The following is a 15,818-nucleotide window of genomic DNA, read 5'->3' on the forward strand; positions in this document are numbered from 1 at the left end:
TTAGTCCTTGCATTGGCGGGTATAGCTATTATCCCGCGAGCTTGCATTAAAGCCGAGAAGCCCGACCGTCAGGCTCATTTCGGTTGATGGTGACAGAATAGTCGAAGAGGTAAACCTGCGCGAGAGCGAAAGGTCAAGTTTCACACATTCATTTCGGTATTGGAGGCCAAGACCCGCCTCGGCGGCATGATCGACGGTTACATCATAGCGCATATTGGCGGTGCCAGCCCAATGGCGCGAGAAGCGGTATAGCCCGTCAAGCGACAGCTCGGAGACTGTCTCGGCGCGGTCCTCGGCGAGATCGGCGTCAAGCCAGACATAGCTTGCCCCGAGACCAAAGCGCTGGTGTTGCCATGTGGCGCGGGCTTCGGCCTTTGAGAGAGAGAAATCCGCGTCAAAGAGCGTGCGCGCTGTCAGGGCAACACCGCTTGTTGTGCGCAGTTGGCCTGCGACGAGCAGATCGGAGTTCTGGCCCGCAAGGCCCGAGGAGGCTGAAAACCCAAGCTCTTCGTTCTGCCGCAGGATCTGGCCCAAGGTCAAGGTGCTGTCCCAGCCGTTGGGGCCTGTGCGCGCCCAGTTGACCCCATAGGTCATCATCTGGCCGCGCTCGCGGCGGTCCGGGCTTGGGAAATGCGTCAGATCGAGCAGGTTGCCTTCGTCAAACTCGACGCGGGTGCTCTCGTCATTGGCGACATTCACAGCGCGTCCACCCACCCAGCCAAACTGCACAAAAGGCTCAAGCACATGATAGGCGCCTTTTTGTGAGCGCTTCGTCAAAGGCCAGCGCAGGGCGAGGGCGGCCATTGGCGTCAGCTGGGCTTCTGCTTTTGGCAGGGTGGCATCCTGATAGGTATAAAACTGATCGGCGGCGACGCCTGTAAAGACTTTGGCTTGCAGGCCCTGTGCGGTTGTCCAGCTGCGTTGCCAGCTGAATTCGCTGCCAAGGCGCACAACATCGCGCCCGTCAACCACACCGTCCAAATCGGCATCGGTATCTGTATCGGAATAGCGAAAATGGCTGTGCAGCGCGAGACCAAAGCGCAGCTCGCCGCCAAGAGCCTTGGGAAAGTAGCGCACTTCATGAGCAAGGTCGTTGATCAGCGAGGGGATGTTGCCGTTGATCTCGCCGACGCGCAGCGAGCGGTAATGCACCAGAGCGGCCGCCGAGTAGCTGTTGCGCTTGGCGCGGGTCAGGGCGATTTCGCTGGCGAGGCGGTCATTGCTGGAATAGCCGTAATCGACCAGATAGCTGTCATCTAGCGTGGTTTCTATCGAAAAGCCGAGCTTGAAATCATCGGCAATATCAAATGTCCCTTCGCCAAAGAGATAGGCGCGGGTGTCGCCTGGCACTTCGTCGTCGCGCGAGACCGCGCCATCAAAGGAGACAGTGCCGTTTGCGAAGGCTTGCCGATATTGAAACTCAAGGGTGCGCGCTTTTGTGCTGAGGTAGGGGGTGAGCGTCAGGTCGCGGTGATCGCCCATGCGGATGAAAAACGGCAGGCGGATCCCTGTGCCCAAGATCGAGGAGCTGTTGAGCGCAGGGATCATGAAGCCAGAGGCGCGTTTGAGCGTCGGATCGGGCAGGCGCAGGTAGGGCAGGTAAAACACCGGCACATCTTTGACACGTAGCTGTGCGCCCTCAAAGTAGAGCTGCTTTTCGGCCTGATCATGGACCACGCGGCGGGCGCGGATTTGCCAGAGAGGCGGGGTGCCATCGTTGCAGATGTGGCAGGAGGTCACCGCTGTTTTATAGAGCTGCGAATAGCGCCCGTTAACGCGGTTCATCTGGTAGGCGGCGAGCTGGACTTGTTGGTCGAGCACCACGCGGGCGCTTTTGAGCACGGCGTTTTGAAAGCCTGCGTCCATCTCGGCACTGGAGGCGACAACTGTGATGTTGCCACCGTCTTCAATGCGGATCGGGCCTTCAATGTTGAGCTGTCCTGTGGTGCGATCATAGGTGATTTTTTGCGCCACAATGCGGGTGTTGCCCGAGAGCGCCTCGACGCGGCCTTCGGCCACGAGGCGGGTCTTGCCATCAAGGTAGACCTGATCGGCGACGAGCATGGCGGGGGCCTCGGCCTGTTCTGCGCCGAGGGGCAGAGCGAGGCAGAGCGCGAGGGTAAGATGGCTCAAGAGGCGCTTCATCCCAATTCTCACCCGTCTTCCATATGCAACAATAAACCCCACGCCAGCAGAACCGAGGCGGTGGGCGGTGCCCAAGCGGCCAGCATCACAGGGATCTGGCCATTTTCACCGAGGACTTGCGCGAAATTTCGAATGTAGTAAAGCCCAAAGCCGAGCAAAATCGAGCTGAGCACAGCCATGCCTGTGCCGCCGCCGCGACCGTGGCGCATGGTAAAGGCTGCGCCGACCAGCACCATCGCCAGCAAAAAGAGGGGCTGGGCCAGCTCCATCTGGAGCCAGACGGCATGGCGGCGGGTTGAAAAACCCGCTTGGTCAAGCTGTTTGATGAAAGCGGGCAAATCCCAGACCGATATCGCGCTGGGGGCCCCGAAGCTTTCCAGGATACGCTCTTGGGTGAGTGTGGAAGAAATCCGCAGGGTTAGGTGGCGCGCGACATTGCCCTCGGGGTTGACCCCGGAGGAGAGCGGCCAGACGGTGGCATCGGTCAGCTCCCATGCGCCGGGCAGCAGGCGGGCCTCGGCGGCTTCGACGCGTTTGAGCGGGCCGCCTTGGGGGGCATAAGACAGAAAGGTCACATCATAGAGCACGGTGGCGTCCGGATTGGTTGTTGCGGCGCGGATGACAGTCTGGCCCTCGGCCCCGCCCTGACGCAGCCAAAGGCCTTCGGCGGAGAGCGACAAGACATCGACGCTGCCGTCGCGCAGCTCTTGGCTGAGGTCATGAAAACGTTTGGATGTGGCGGCGACAATCGGATTGAACAGGGCGACAAGCATCACGCCGATCAGAAAGCCCATGCTGGCAGGCGCAATCAGGGCGCGCAGGGCCGAGCGGCCCGTGGCCCGCACCACCACCAGCTCGGAGCTGCGCGCCAGCCCGAGAAACAGCGCCACGGTGGACATGATCATCACCAAGGGCACGATCTGGTAGAGACCTTGGGGCACATTGAGCAAGGACAGCGTGACAAGCCCCGAGAAGGGCACCTCGACGCCCTGAAAACGGCGCACCATTTCGACCAGATCAATCAAGGTTTGAAACAGGAAAAACAAGAGCAACAGGCCGAAGAACAGCCCGAGGAACTTGCGGATGAAATAGCCATGCAAGATCATGTGAATGCGGCCTTTCTGCGCCGCCATGCCGAGAGCGAGGGCAGCTGCCCCGCCGTGCGCGCCAGAAGCGCGGCGGCCAGAAGCAGCCCCAAGAGGGGCGGCACATAAAGCAGGGGCCAGCGCGCAGGGTTGGCGAGCACGGGGTCTGTTACCACGCTTTCAAGCACTTTGATCAGCACAAGCAGCAGCAAGGCGATCACGATCTGGCGCCAGACGCCAAAGCGCGAAAACCCGCCCGCGAGGAGCGTGGCAAAGCCGAGCATGACAACGGCCAGTGCAAACAGGGGCTGAGTGAAGCGGGCGTGCAGTTCTTCGGCAAAAACGCCCGCGCTGACACCTGTGCGGACCTGAATATGCACAGGGGATATGAGCAACTCATAGGTGCTGAAGTGGCGCAGCAGGGGCGTGACATTATCGTTGGTCTGGATGATGCCTTTGATCGCATAGGACAGGTCTGCAAAATGGGTGGTGTTGAGCTGCATCGCGGGCCGTGTGAGGCGCTGTGTCAGCCCGTTGATCATCACCAGTGTGGGGCCATTGTCTGTGCGCACAAGATATGCGGAGGCCGCGGTATGCGTCACGCTTTCGCTGGGGTCGCGGCGATCGGAGAGGAAGACATCATTCATCCGCCCGTCTGGTGCAATTTCGCGAATGTAGAAGGTGACCCCGTCGGTGGGGTGTAAAAACGTGCCTTCGGTCAGGAGCCGCGCTGTGACATTCTGGGAGATTTCGGCTTCGCGCAGTTGGAGCTGTTTGAGCGAGCTGGGGACCAGAACATTGGCGAGAACAGCGACCATAAGGCCAACGATCAGGCCGAAATAGACAACAGGCCGTGCCAGACGCCACGGCGAGAAGCCTGTCGATTGCATCACGGTGAGTTCACTTTCGGTGCTCAGGCGGTTGGTGACATAGAGGGCTGCGGCAAATCCTGCGATGGGCAAGACAATGCGGATCACCGAGGGCAGGGTGAGGGCGGTAAATTCGGCAAAGACCAGAGCGGTCTGCCCGTCGCCTATCAGCCTATCGAAGAGTTTGATCGCGCGGTTGATCCAGTACACCGAGACCAGAACCAATGCAAAAAAGCCAAACAAAACCATAATCTGCGACAGCATATAGCGGTCGAATCTGGCCACGGTATCCCCCTCGGATGGTGTAATAATAGGAGGACACTACTAGATGTGGCGGGGCAGGGTAAACTGCAAATCAGGACCAAAGGCCGCGACGGGCCAAAGGCGGCTCAAAAGCCGGGGTTTGGGCACTGGTCAAGGCGGGCGTGCCGCGCTACCACTTGGGCAAAGATGATATGGGAGAGAAACATGGCCGAGCTTGTGACATTTGACTTCAAAGACCTTGATCTGGAGGCCTTGGGCAGCGCCAAGGGGCGTGTGGCGGTTGTGGCCAGCCCTGAAGGGACGCTCGACAAGGCAGGACGGCGTATTGCGCGGCTCACCAAGGGCGCGCTGAAGCGGCTTGTGGAGAGCGAGCGTTTTGAGAAGGCCAAGGAGGGCGATGTTCTGACGCTGGGCTACCCTTCGGGGATGGAGGCTGACGCTGTTGATGTGGTCAAGCTCGCGCGCACGGCCAAGTCCGATATGACGCGTAAAGCGGGCGTTTCTTTGGCCAAAGCCAAGGGCAAAGCCGCTTTGACGCTCTGCCTTGGGGCCATGCCACGGGCGCATGAGGTTGTTATGGGCTTGGCGCTGCGGATTTATGAGTTTACCCCGCATAAGACAGCGGAAAAGGAAGCCGATGGCGCGATCCTTGTGATGTGTCCCAATCCTGAAGGCCTAAAAGCCGCAGTGGCAGACCCGCTGGCTGTGGCGCGCGGTGTGCATTTTACCCGCGATCTGGTCAACGAGCCTGCAAACCATCTGACCACAACAGAATTTGCCAACCGCCTTGTGGCGCTGGGCAAGCTTGGCCTTAAGGTCAAGGTGATGGAGGAGGATGAGCTGGCCACGCTTGGGATGCACTCCTTGCTCTCTGTCGGGCATGGCAGCATCAGCCCCTCAAAAGTCGTTGTGATGGAATGGCTTGGCGGCGAAAAAGACGCAGCCCCTCTGGCGCTTGTTGGTAAGGGGGTTGTCTTTGACACAGGCGGGATCAGCCTCAAGCCTGCCGCTGGCATGGAAGATATGACCATGGATATGGGCGGCGCGGGCACGGTTGCGGGCGCGATGCAGGCTTTGGCCGAGCGCAAGGCCAAGGCGAATGTGATCGGGCTTGTCGGGCTTGTGGAGAATATGCCCTCTGATCGCGCCACGCGACCGGGGGATGTTGTGACCTCGATGAAGGGGGACACCATTGAGGTGATCAACACCGACGCGGAGGGCCGTCTCGTTCTCTGTGATGTGATGTGGTATGCGCAAGAGACATATAAGCCTGCGGGGATGATCGACCTTGCGACACTCACGGGCGCTGTGCTTGTGGCGCTGGGCCATGAAAACACGGGTGTGTTCTCCAATGATGACGCCTTTTGCCAAAGTTTCATGAAAGCCGCCGAGGCCGAGGGCGAAGGCGCGTGGCGTTTGCCGCTGGGGCAAGCCTATGACGACCTGCTCAAGAGCCGCATTGCCGATATGAAAAATGTCGGCGGGCGCATGGCTGGCTCGATCACGGCGGCGCAGTTCTTGCAGCGCTTTGTGCAAGAGGGGCAGCCGTGGATTCACCTTGATATTGCGGGCACAGCCAGCGTGAAGGCAGAAACGGCCTATGCGCCGCTCGGCGCGACCGGCTGGGGCGTGATGGCGCTCAACCGGTTTGTGGCGGATGCTTTCGAGACGAAAGAGGCCTGACGCAAATGGGCAAGGCGATGTTTTACCATTTGACGCGGCGTCCGCTGGAGCAGGCGTTGCCGCAGCTTTTGGAGGCATCGCTTTCGCGTGGTTGGAACGTGGCTGTGCGTGGGGCCGAGCGCGCACGGCTTGAGTGGCTGGATGAGAAGCTTTGGGGCGGGCGGCCCGAGAGCTTCTTGCCACACGGGATGGCAGGCGGGCCGCATGATGCGCAGCAGCCTGTTTTGCTCACCGAGGGGCTTGATCTGCCCAATGGGGCGAGCTGCCTTATGGCGATTGATGGGGCCGCTGTGAGCGCTGAGGACGTTCATGCGCTTGAGCGGGTTTGCCTTGTGTTTAATGGCTATGAAGAGGAGGCCGTATCGGTGGCGCGGGGGCAGTGGAAGGCCCTGACGGCGGCGGGCTGTGCGGCGGAATACTGGTCTGAAGAGAGCGGGCGCTGGGAGAAAAAGGCCGAGAGCGAAGGCGCTTAACCATCAGTTGACTGGTCAGATCCTGCGGGACAGTCTGGCCGAGCTGCAACACCAGAGCTTCATCGCTCCTCAGAGGCAGATTGAAAGGCGCGACGAGATCGCCCTTTGCCAGAGCCGCCTGCACCAAGAGCAGATGCCCCATCAAGACGCCAAACCCCGCCTTGGCGTCGGCCAGAACCAAAGCATAGAGCGAATAGCGGGCAAGGTCTTGGCTGGCAGGCAAGTGCAAGCTGTGGGCCTTGGCCCAGAGTGGCCAGTCGTCCTGCCAGCTTTCATCATAGAGCAATGTCTCTTGCAGAAGGTCTTGCGGCGTGTTGAGGCGTGCGGCGACGCTGGGCACGCAGACTGGCAAGAGCCTGTCTTGGGCGAGAATGGTTTCGCGGGCTTGCCAGACGCGGGTGAAGCCAGAGCTGCGCGATATTGGGCAGGGTGGCGATATTGAGCGTTGGTTTGGGGCGGGCAGGCGGCGAGCAAAACTCTGCGGCAGGTGAGCTTTCTGGCCTGCGGGATTGGTCTGCCGATTGCGGTTGTGGCGGGCGATATGAACGGGCTTCGGATCGGCACGCCCGAGCTTGTGCGCTGGGGCATGACGGCGGCGGATGCGCCAAGGCTTGCCGCGTTGATCGCGCGCGGGCTTTTGGGCAATGAGGCCGAGGCTGTGGCGCGCGATGTTGCGGCGTGGCGCGGCGCGTTTGAGCGTGTGCATTTTGTGCACGGGAAGGTTCGCGCGCTGACGCGCGCGACCCGCTGGGGGCGCTGCCCCCAGACCCCCTTATTTGGTGGGGGCCAGCCCCCACTCCCCCGGGATATTTAGGGAAAGAGGAAGGCGGGGGCGGCTTTTTTTTGGGGGGGATGGGTTAGACGCCGAGGCGGTCGCGCAGGGCATACCATGTCATGGCCAGCGTGAGGAGCGGCGTGCGCAGGGCAGGGCCGCCGGGGAAGGGGGTATTGGGGATGCGCGCCATGGTATCAAAGCCTTCGGCTTCGCCTGCGATGGCATCGGCCATGAGTTTGCCTGCCTGTGTGGCTGTGCCGACGCCGTGGCCCGAGTAGCCCGAGGCAGAAAGGATGTTGGGCGCAAGGCGGGCGAGATAGGGCAGGCGCTTCATTGTGATGGCGAGGGTGCCGCCCCATGTGTAGTCAAAGCGGATGTCTTTGAGGTGGGGGTAGATGGCGCGCATGGGCTTGCGCACGGTTTTGTCGATATCGGGGAATTTGTAGCCGTAGCTTTCGCCGCCGCCGAAGAGGAGGCGGTTGTCTGACGAGAGGCGGAAGTAGTTCACCACGAATTTGCTATCGGCAACGGCGATGTCTTGGGTGAGGACGCGGGAAGCGTCTTCTCCGAGCGGCTCTGTCGCGGCAATAAAATTGTTGATCGGCATGACGCGGCCTGCGACGCGGCGGTTGAGCCCGCCGAGGTAGCCGTTGGCGGCGAGGATGACGTGGGTGGTGGTGAGGTGGCCTGTGTCGCAGCGCACCACGGGGTTGGCGCCTTCGTCGATCTGGTGGACATGGGTGTTTTCATAGAAGGTGACACCAGCGTTCGCAGCGGCGCGGGCGAGGCCCAAGGCGTAGTTGAGCGGGTGCAGATGCGCCGCCCCCATATCAAGCGAGCCGCCTTTGTAAGCGGGTGAGGGGCAGAGTGCGCTGAGGGCCTCTTCGCTGAGGGCGGTGATCTGGTCATAGCCATAGCGGCTCTGGAGGTGCTCGACATAGGCGTGTTCATGGGCGGTTTCTGAGGTCGAAAACGTCGCATGGGCGATGCCTGGTTTGAGATCGCAGTTGATGTTGTGTGTTGCGATCAGCTGTTTGACGAGGGTTTTGGCCTCTTCGGCCAGTTCCCATAGCTTGAGAGCTTCGGCTTCGCCGACCATTTTTTCAAGGTCGGTTTGCTCTACGCGCTGGCCAGAGCCGAGCTGGCCGCCATTGCGCCCTGATGCGCCAAAGCCGACGCGGTGCGCCTCTATGAGGGCGACAGAGTAGCCGCGCTCGGCCAGATGCAGCGCCGCCGAGAGGCCTGCGAAGCCGCCACCTATAACGCAGACATCGGCGCGTGCCGCGCCGCGCAGCTGGGGCGCGGGGGTGCGCTCATGGGCCGTTGCGGCATACCAGCTTGGCGGAAAGGCGCCTTGGGTGTCGTTTGAGTAGAGGAGGTTCATATCAGACGTTGAGCAAGAGGTGTTCACGCTCCCAAGGCGAGATGACGCCGAGGAACTCTTCGTATTCGGCGCGCTTCACGATGGAATAGACGCGGGCGAACTCCGGCCCGAGGATGTCGTGAAGGCCTGTCGCTTCGTCAAAAAGATCAAGGGCTGCGCCCATTTCGCGCGGGATATCCTCTTCGCCTTCATAGGCGTCGCCCTTGAACTGGCGGTCGGGGCGCTTCTCTTCGTTGAGACCTAGGAGGCCACAGGCGAGGGATACGGCGATACCGAGGTAGGGGTTGCAATCCATGCCTGCGAGGCGGTTTTCAACGCGGCGCGACTTGGGGCTGGAGAGCGGCACGCGGATGCCTGTGGTGCGGTTGTCGCGGCCCCATTCGAGATTGATGGGTGCTGCGTGGTCGCGCACGAAGCGACGGTAGGAGTTTACGTAAGGCGCGATGACCGCAATGGCGGCGGGCAGGTGATTCTGAAAGCCTGCGATATAGTGAAAGAACGCGTCGGTTTCGCCGCCCTGAGGACCAGAAAAGATATTCTGGCCTGTCTCGATATCCAGCACCGAGTGGTGGATGTGCATGGCAGAGCCTGGTTCGTCGGCAATGGGCTTGGCCATGAAGGTGGCGTAGCAATCGTGGCGCATGGCGGCTTCGCGGATGAGACGTTTGAAAAAGAAGACCTCATCGGCGAGCTTCACAGGGTCGCCATGCACGAGGTTGATCTCAAGCTGGCCTGCGCCGCCTTCTTGGGTGATCCCGTCGATCTCAAAGCCTTGGGCTTCGGCGAAATCATAGATGTCGTCGATCACGGGGCCAAATTCGTCAACGGCGGTCATGGAATAGGCCTGACGCGCGGCGGCGGGGCGGCCCGAGCGGCCCATCATCGGCTCGATCTTTTTGGCAGGGTCGATGTTGCGCGCAACGAGGAAAAATTCCATTTCGGGCGCGACCACAGGCTCCAGCCCTTGTTTGCGATAAAGCTCGACCACGCGTTTGAGCACGTTGCGGGGGGCAAATTCGATCGGGTTGTTCTTGCGGTCATAGGCGTCGTGGATGATTTGCAGCGTCCAGTCGCCTGTCCATGGTGCGGCTGTGGCTGTGCTCATGTCTGGCCGCAAAATCATGTCGCGCTCGATAAAGCCGTCCTCGCCTGCGGCTTCGCCCCAGTCGCCTGTGATGGTTTGGTAAAAGATGCTGTCGGGCAGGTGGAAATACTCTTGGCGCATGAACTTGGTGGAAGGCACGGCCTTGCCCCGCGCGATGCCCGGTAGATCGGAGATGATACACTCGACCTCGTCAAGGCGGCGGCCTTCAAGATAGGCTTGGGCGGCTTCGGGGAGTTTTTTTGTCCAGTCGTCGCTCATGCTGTGGCCTCTGCTGTTTGGCGCTTGAGATGTGCGACCATCATATCACGGAAAAGGCCGCGGTCTGTTTCTGTGTCGAGCGCGGCTTTGGCGGCGCTGAGCTGCTCTGGCGGAACGGCCCCGCCGCGATGGGCGATCAGCCCTGCGATGACGCCAGCGCCAAACTCGGGGTGGGGCTGGATTGTCAGGGTATTGTCGCCAATCATCAGCACCGCGTTTTCGCAATGGGCGTTGCCTGCGAGGACTTTTGTGTCGGCGGGTAGCGCGACGACCTGATCCTGATGCCATGCGTTTACGGCAAGTTTTTTGCCATCCATATCATAGGTTTGACGGCCCACGGCCCAGCCACCTGCGAACTTTTCGACCTTGCCGCCAAGGGCTTGGGCGATGATCTGGTGGCCAAAGCAGATGCCGACGAGGGGCTTGGCGGCGGCGCTGATCTCGCGGATCAGCGCTTCAAGTGGAGGGATCCAAGCGTGGTCTTCATAGGCGCCGTGTTTGGAGCCGGTGATGAGCCATGCGTCTGCGGCGGCGGCCCCGCTTGGGAACGCACCGTCCACGACATTGAAGGTTTCAAACTCAAAGCCCTCGCCAGCGAGAAGGCGGCGGAACATAGCGTCATAATCGCCTTCTGTTGCCAGAAGCTCGTCGGGGGCATGACCCGTTTGCAAAATACCGATTTTCATGTGTCACCTATTTGATCAAACCCAGACTATTGCGGCCCGATGAGCCGCGCAAGAGGGGCTTAAACAGTTTCCAGATATGTCATCCAATGGTCCTCAAGCGGGATGTCGGCCAGAAGCCGCAGCTCTTGGCGCTTGGTCATCACCAAGTTCTCGATCAACCGAGGATGGAAGATCTGCGCGATCAGCGGATCGCTCTCGAAGAGATCAATTGCGTCGGCCCAGTTTGTCACAAGCTCGGGGTGCTCGCTTTCATAGGCGTTGCCTGTGATGGGCGCGGGCGGGATTGCCTTGCGCTCGATGCCGTCGATGGCGGCGCCGAGGACGGCGGCGAGGTGCAGGTAGATGTTGGTGTCGCCGCCTGCGATCCGGTGCTCGATGCGGCGCGCGGCGGGCGGGCCTGCGGGAATGCGGATCGCGGCGGTGCGGTTTTCATAGCCCCAGCAGACCGAGATCGGGGCGTGTTCGCCTGGCACGATCCTGTCATAGCTCGGGCCGTGGGGCGCGAACACGAGGGTCGAGGCGCGCATGGCCTCAAGGCAGCCTGCCACGGCGTGGCGCAGGGTGTCGTTGCCTGTCTCGGAGCCGTCGTCAAAGACGTTTTTGCCGTCGGCGTCCACAACCGAGAAATGCACATGGAGGCCTGTGCCGGCGTCGCCTGCGAAGGGCTTTGGCATGAAGGTTGCGGCCATGCTGTGCTGGCGTGCGATGCCCTTGACCATGGTTTTGAAAAGCCAAGCGTTGTCAGCGGCTTCCATGGCTTCGCGGTGATTGATATCAATCTCGAACTGGCCTGTGCCAACCTCGGAAATCGCGGTTTGAGCGGGGATGTCCATCATTTCACAGGCGCGATAGAGCGAATTGAAGAACGGCTCGAAAGCGTCCAGCTCGGCCAGCGAAAGGATATTCGCGCCGACCAGCGGGCGGCCTGTGCGCGGGTTCTTGACCTGCACCGGCGTTTCGCCGCTGTCGTCGACAAGATAGAATTCCATCTCGGCTGCGGCGCGCACCTCCCAGCCCTTGGCGGCGTAGCGCTCCAGCACGCGCTCCAGCGCGCGGCGCGGGTCGCCTTCAAAGGGGGTCTGGTCTTCTTTGAGCATGGTGGCGGGCATGAGGTATGCGTCATCGGACAGCCACGGCATAGGCACAGTGCCGCGGCCCGTGGGCTGCATATACCCGTCGCGGTCGCCTGTTTCAAAGACCAGCGGGTTGTTGTCGATGTCGGCGCCCCAGATGTCGACGTTGAGAACGGAGAGGGGCATACGGACTGCGCCGTTTTCGACTTTGCGCAGAAAATCGGCGGGCAGGCGCTTGCCGCGCATCCGTCCGTTGAGGTCGGAGGCCGCGATACGAAGAGAGCTTAGGTCGGGTAACATGGGGTCGCCATAATTTGATCAAATCTTTGGGCACGATGCCAGAAGCCCCCCGTGGTGCGCAAGGGGTTTGATGAAAAGATCAGATTTGGGGCGGTTTTGGTGTGGTGACCGCGAGGTAATCTTGGCTTGGGATGGTTACCAAGGTCTTAAGGCCGAGGGCGTCGCGGGTAGGCGAATCAAGGGCCATCACGGCGGCGTCCATTGCGGCGCGCAGATCGGCTGCGTTTTGGGTCAGGCTGGTGATATAGGGCAGGGCCGGTGTGGGCGCGGTCCGGGCGACCACCTCGAGCGCCTCGCCAAGCGGGGTGTGGCGGGTCAGAAGCCGCCATGTCTGGGCATCCAGAGCGGCGAAATCGGCGCGGCCTTCGGCGACGGCGGCGGCAGACAGAGCGTGGCCGCCTGTCTGAAGAAGCGGGCCGTGGGCGAGGCCGAGACTGTCCAGATGCACTTTGGGCGCGGCCCAGCCCGATTGGGACATCGGCTCGTTGAAGGCAAAGCGCTGGCCTGACAGCTCCTTTAGAGCGGTGATCCTGTCGCTGCGGCGGGCGACAAACACCGAGTTATAGTGCCCCGCAGGGCAATCTGGCAGGCCGAAGTCAGGCGTGGCGACAAGCTGCACATGGCCATGCAGGCGCGCGCGGTAGGGGAAGCCGCAGGTTTGGGAGAGCAATAGATCAGGCGCTTGCCAATGATCCCAGAGATCGCCCCTGCGCAGGAGGGCGGCGGGGCCATAGCCGAGCACGGCGCGGATGGCTTGCCAGAAGCGATCATGCGCGCCGTGAAGCGCGGGCAGATCATACATCGGCAGAGAAGCGATCATGCGCCAGAGGCACGCTGGCGCGCGAGGTTGCTGTCACGGTCCGAGACGCCAAGCAGATTGGCGACCATGCGCAGAAGCGCGTCTTCGTGCTCGTCGCGGGCCTGATCGGCGAGGACAACAGACCAGAGCGCCTCAACCACGGCAATGCGCTCGTCATAGGGCACTGCGTCTTTGATGGCGCGGGTGAAACGGACGGTATCGGGGGCCTCGGCCTCCAGCGTTTCGGCCTCTTGGCGCAGGGCCTCTGTTTCGGCGGGAGAGAGCGCGTAGCGGCGGGCAATCACCTTGTCGATCTGGGCTTGCTCGGAGGCATCATAGACGAAATCGGCGCGGGCAACGCGCACCAGAAGGGCGGTGAGGGCAAGGCGCGCATCGGCGTCTGTGGCGGGGCTATCGGCTGCGCCAAGGAGGCGCTCGAAAAGTCCTTTGATCATGGATTATGCCTCTGGATCATAGCCTTCGACAATCACCACATCGGCGATTGAAGAGAGTTTGCGAATGGCCATGATCGCTTGAAATTGCGGGTCATGGTAGCAGGCGAGGGCCGCGTCATAGCTTGGAAATTCGATCACGACGGTGCGCTCGCGCCATTGGCCTTCGGGAGAGTCTTGCGCCCCGCCGCGCACAATGTAGCGGGCGCCATAGTCTTTGAAAGGCTCGACATTGCCGAGCTTGTAGGTGTTGTAAATTTCGGGGTCGGTTATGTCCAACTGAGCAATCCAATAGCCTTTTGGCATGGGAATTCCCTTCTTCACTCGTCTCAATGCCTCAACATGACCAGAAGCGTGGCAGCGGTCAAGGCTATGGGTGTGAAAGAACACAAGTTTGACGGCTTCGTGCCGCGCTCAGCCGTCATAGCCTTTTACGATCACCATATCGCCAATGGAGACGTTTTTGCGGATGTCAACGGCGGCTTGGTAGGCGGGGCTTTCATAGCAGGCCACGGCGGCCTCATAGCTTGGAAATTCGATCACAACGGTGCGGTTGCGCACCTGACCTTCGCGCACTTCCTGATCGCCGCCGCGCACGACAAAGCGCGCGCCGAACTCGGCAAAGGGGGCCGCATTGGCGGCTTTGTAGTCTTCATAGGCCTCTGGATCGGAGACATCGACGTGCGCAACCCAATATGCTTTGGCCATTGGTCTTTCCCTTCTGTTCATTGGCGCGCAGGCTGCGGCGGATGCCTTTGCGCGTCAAGCCGATTGTGGCTAGACGAGGCGGGAGGTTTCGACGGCGGCGCGCACGAAATCCGCAAACAGCGGGTGCGGGGCGAAGGGCTTTGACTTCAGCTCGGGGTGGAACTGAACGCCGATAAACCACGGGTGATCCTTCCACTCGACGATCTCGGGCAGGCTGCCATCGGGGGACATCCCCGAGAAGGTGAGGCCGCAAGCTTCGAGCTTGTCGCGATATTTCACATCGACTTCATAGCGGTGGCGGTGGCGCTCTTCGATGGCTGTTGTGCCGTAGACTTCGGCGACTTTGGAGCCTTCGGCCAGCGTGGCGTCATAGGCGCCAAGACGCATGGTGCCGCCTTTGTCGTCGGTTTCCTTGCGGGTCACTGTGTAGTTGCCCTGCACCCATTCTTTGAGGTGGTAAACCACGGGTTCAAAACGCTTTTTGCCGGCCTCGTGGTCAAACTCTTCGGAGCCTGCATCCTTGATTTTGGCGACGTTGCGGGCGGCCTCGATCACCGCCATTTGCATCCCCAGACAGATGCCGAGATAGGGCACTTTGCGCTCGCGGGCGAACTGCGCCGCCTTAATTTTGCCTTCGGTGCCGCGCTCGCCAAAGCCGCCGGGTACGAGGATCGCGTGATAGCCTTCAAGGTGGGGGGCGGCGTCGCCTTTGTCGAAGACTTCGGCATCGACCCAGTTCACATTGACTTTGACACGGTTGGCCATGCCGCCGTGCATCAGGGCTTCTTTGATGGATTTATAGGCGTCTTCAAGCTGGGTATATTTGCCGACGATGGCCACGTTGACTTCGCCGTCTGTGCTTGTGATGCGGTCTTTGACGTCTTCCCAGACTTTCAGCTCGGGCTTGGGCGCGGGGCTGATCTGGAAGGCGTCGAGCACGGCTTGGTCAAGGCCCGCTTGGTGATAGGCGAGGGGGGCCTCATAGATTGATTTCAAATCATAGGCGGGGATGACCGCCTCGGGGCGCACGTTGCAGAACAGCGCGATTTTGGCGCGCTCTTTCTCGGGGATGATCTGCTCTGAGCGGCAGACCAGCACGTCTGGCTGAAGGCCGATGGAGCGGAGTTCTTTGACGGAGTGTTGGGTCGGTTTGGTCTTTAGCTCGCCTGAGGCGGCAAGATACGGCAAAAGGGTCAAGTGCATGAAAATGCACTGACCGCGGGGGCGCTCTTGGGCGAACTGGCGAATCGCCTCAAAGAACGGGAGGCCTTCGATATCGCCCACGGTTCCGCCGATTTCGCAGAGCATGAAGTCGACTTCATCATCGCCAACGCCAATGAAGTCTTTGATTTCATTGGTGACATGGGGGATGACCTGAATGGTTTTGCCCAAGTAATCGCCACGGCGTTCTTTTTCGAGCACGGTGGAATAGACGCGCCCCGAGCTGACCGAGTCTGTCTTGCGGGCGGCGACGCCTGTGAAGCGCTCGTAATGGCCCAGATCAAGATCGGTTTCGGCGCCATCATCTGTGACGAACACCTCGCCATGTTCAAACGGCGACATGGTGCCTGGATCGACGTTGAGATAGGGGTCAAGCTTGCGCAGGCGGACGGAAAATCCACGGGCTTGCAGGAGCGCTCCGAGGGCCGCAGAGGCCAGCCCCTTGCCAAGAGAGGAAACAACACCACCCGTAATGAAAATGTAACGTGCCATGTGTGAAACTCCCGTGAATGCAGTGCGAAGGACGCTCAAAAATGCT

General features: G+C 60.9%; 14 protein-coding genes and 1 pseudogene. 3 read left to right on the forward strand and 12 right to left on the reverse strand.

Annotated features, from left to right (window positions below; genetic code table 11):
* The 3 genes from ACTF58_RS02535 to lptF are packed head-to-tail and all read right to left on the reverse strand — an operon-like array spanning nt 1 to nt 4,384.
* Nucleotides 1-2,133, reverse strand: a complete 2,133-nt coding sequence (locus tag ACTF58_RS02535) for an LPS-assembly protein LptD (RefSeq protein ID WP_438990396.1) — start codon at nt 2,131-2,133, stop codon at nt 1-3.
* Nucleotides 2,134-2,153: 20 nt separating this feature from the next.
* Nucleotides 2,154-3,251: an LPS export ABC transporter permease LptG gene (gene lptG / locus ACTF58_RS02540; RefSeq protein WP_438990397.1), complete on the reverse strand. Its 1,098-nt coding sequence runs from the start codon at nt 3,249-3,251 to the stop codon at nt 2,154-2,156.
* Nucleotides 3,248-4,384 (reverse strand): LPS export ABC transporter permease LptF, encoded by a 1,137-nt coding sequence (lptF, locus tag ACTF58_RS02545; protein WP_438990398.1) that lies wholly within the window; start codon nt 4,382-4,384, stop codon nt 3,248-3,250. Before lptF ends, lptG begins: the two co-directional genes overlap by 4 nt.
* Before the next feature lie 183 nt (nt 4,385-4,567).
* On the opposite strand from lptF, the gene ACTF58_RS02550 reads away from it, so the two are divergent.
* The 3 genes and pseudogenes from ACTF58_RS02550 to ACTF58_RS02560 all read left to right on the forward strand — a co-directional run.
* The gene (locus tag ACTF58_RS02550) at nt 4,568-6,046 is read left to right on the forward strand and encodes a leucyl aminopeptidase (RefSeq protein WP_438990399.1); all 1,479 of its coding nucleotides are present in this window, start codon (nt 4,568-4,570) and stop codon (nt 6,044-6,046) included.
* Nucleotides 6,047-6,051: 5 nt separating this feature from the next.
* Nucleotides 6,052-6,519 (forward strand): DNA polymerase III subunit chi, encoded by a 468-nt coding sequence (locus ACTF58_RS02555; RefSeq protein WP_438990400.1) that lies wholly within the window; start codon nt 6,052-6,054, stop codon nt 6,517-6,519.
* A 454-nt stretch (nt 6,520-6,973) separates the two neighbouring features.
* A pseudogene (locus ACTF58_RS02560) lies at nt 6,974-7,234 on the forward strand (serine hydroxymethyltransferase); the annotation flags it as partial.
* Nucleotides 7,235-7,376: 142 nt separating this feature from the next.
* Here ACTF58_RS02560 and ACTF58_RS02565 read toward each other — a convergent pair.
* The 9 genes from ACTF58_RS02565 to ACTF58_RS02605 all read right to left on the reverse strand — a co-directional run bounded on the left by ACTF58_RS02565 (nt 7,377) and on the right by ACTF58_RS02605 (nt 15,772).
* Complete coding sequence (locus ACTF58_RS02565) at nt 7,377-8,678, reverse strand: NAD(P)/FAD-dependent oxidoreductase (protein ID WP_438990401.1); 1,302 nt, start codon at nt 8,676-8,678, stop codon at nt 7,377-7,379.
* Nucleotide 8,679: 1 nt separating this feature from the next.
* On the reverse strand, nt 8,680-10,041 hold the full coding sequence (locus ACTF58_RS02570; protein ID WP_438990402.1) for a glutamine synthetase family protein: 1,362 nt from the start codon (nt 10,039-10,041) through the stop codon (nt 8,680-8,682).
* Complete coding sequence (locus ACTF58_RS02575; protein ID WP_438990403.1) at nt 10,038-10,727, reverse strand: type 1 glutamine amidotransferase; 690 nt, start codon at nt 10,725-10,727, stop codon at nt 10,038-10,040. Before ACTF58_RS02575 ends, ACTF58_RS02570 begins: the two co-directional genes overlap by 4 nt.
* 59 nt (nt 10,728-10,786) lie before the next feature.
* On the reverse strand, nt 10,787-12,100 hold the full coding sequence (locus ACTF58_RS02580) for a glutamine synthetase family protein (RefSeq protein ID WP_438990404.1): 1,314 nt from the start codon (nt 12,098-12,100) through the stop codon (nt 10,787-10,789).
* Nucleotides 12,101-12,179: 79 nt separating this feature from the next.
* Entirely contained in the window at nt 12,180-12,920 is a 741-nt protein-coding gene (locus ACTF58_RS02585; RefSeq protein WP_438990405.1) for a phosphate/phosphite/phosphonate ABC transporter substrate-binding protein, read from the reverse strand.
* Nucleotides 12,917-13,354 carry a TerB family tellurite resistance protein gene (locus ACTF58_RS02590; protein ID WP_438990406.1) on the reverse strand — a complete coding sequence of 146 codons (438 nt, stop codon included), beginning with the start codon at nt 13,352-13,354 and terminating at the stop codon, nt 12,917-12,919. Before ACTF58_RS02590 ends, ACTF58_RS02585 begins: the two co-directional genes overlap by 4 nt.
* A 3-nt stretch (nt 13,355-13,357) precedes the next feature.
* Nucleotides 13,358-13,657 (reverse strand): DUF1330 domain-containing protein, encoded by a 300-nt coding sequence (locus ACTF58_RS02595; RefSeq protein WP_438990407.1) that lies wholly within the window; start codon nt 13,655-13,657, stop codon nt 13,358-13,360.
* Between the two features lie 108 nt (nt 13,658-13,765).
* Nucleotides 13,766-14,059, reverse strand: coding sequence for a DUF1330 domain-containing protein (locus ACTF58_RS02600; protein WP_438990408.1), 294 nt, complete (start codon nt 14,057-14,059; stop codon nt 13,766-13,768).
* Between the two features lie 69 nt (nt 14,060-14,128).
* The gene (locus tag ACTF58_RS02605; RefSeq protein ID WP_438990409.1) at nt 14,129-15,772 is read right to left on the reverse strand and encodes a CTP synthase; all 1,644 of its coding nucleotides are present in this window, start codon (nt 15,770-15,772) and stop codon (nt 14,129-14,131) included.
* Nucleotides 15,773-15,818 lie beyond the last annotated feature (46 nt).

The organism is Lentibacter sp. (assembly GCF_965657785.1).
Taxonomy (GTDB): domain Bacteria; phylum Pseudomonadota; class Alphaproteobacteria; order Rhodobacterales; family Rhodobacteraceae; genus Lentibacter.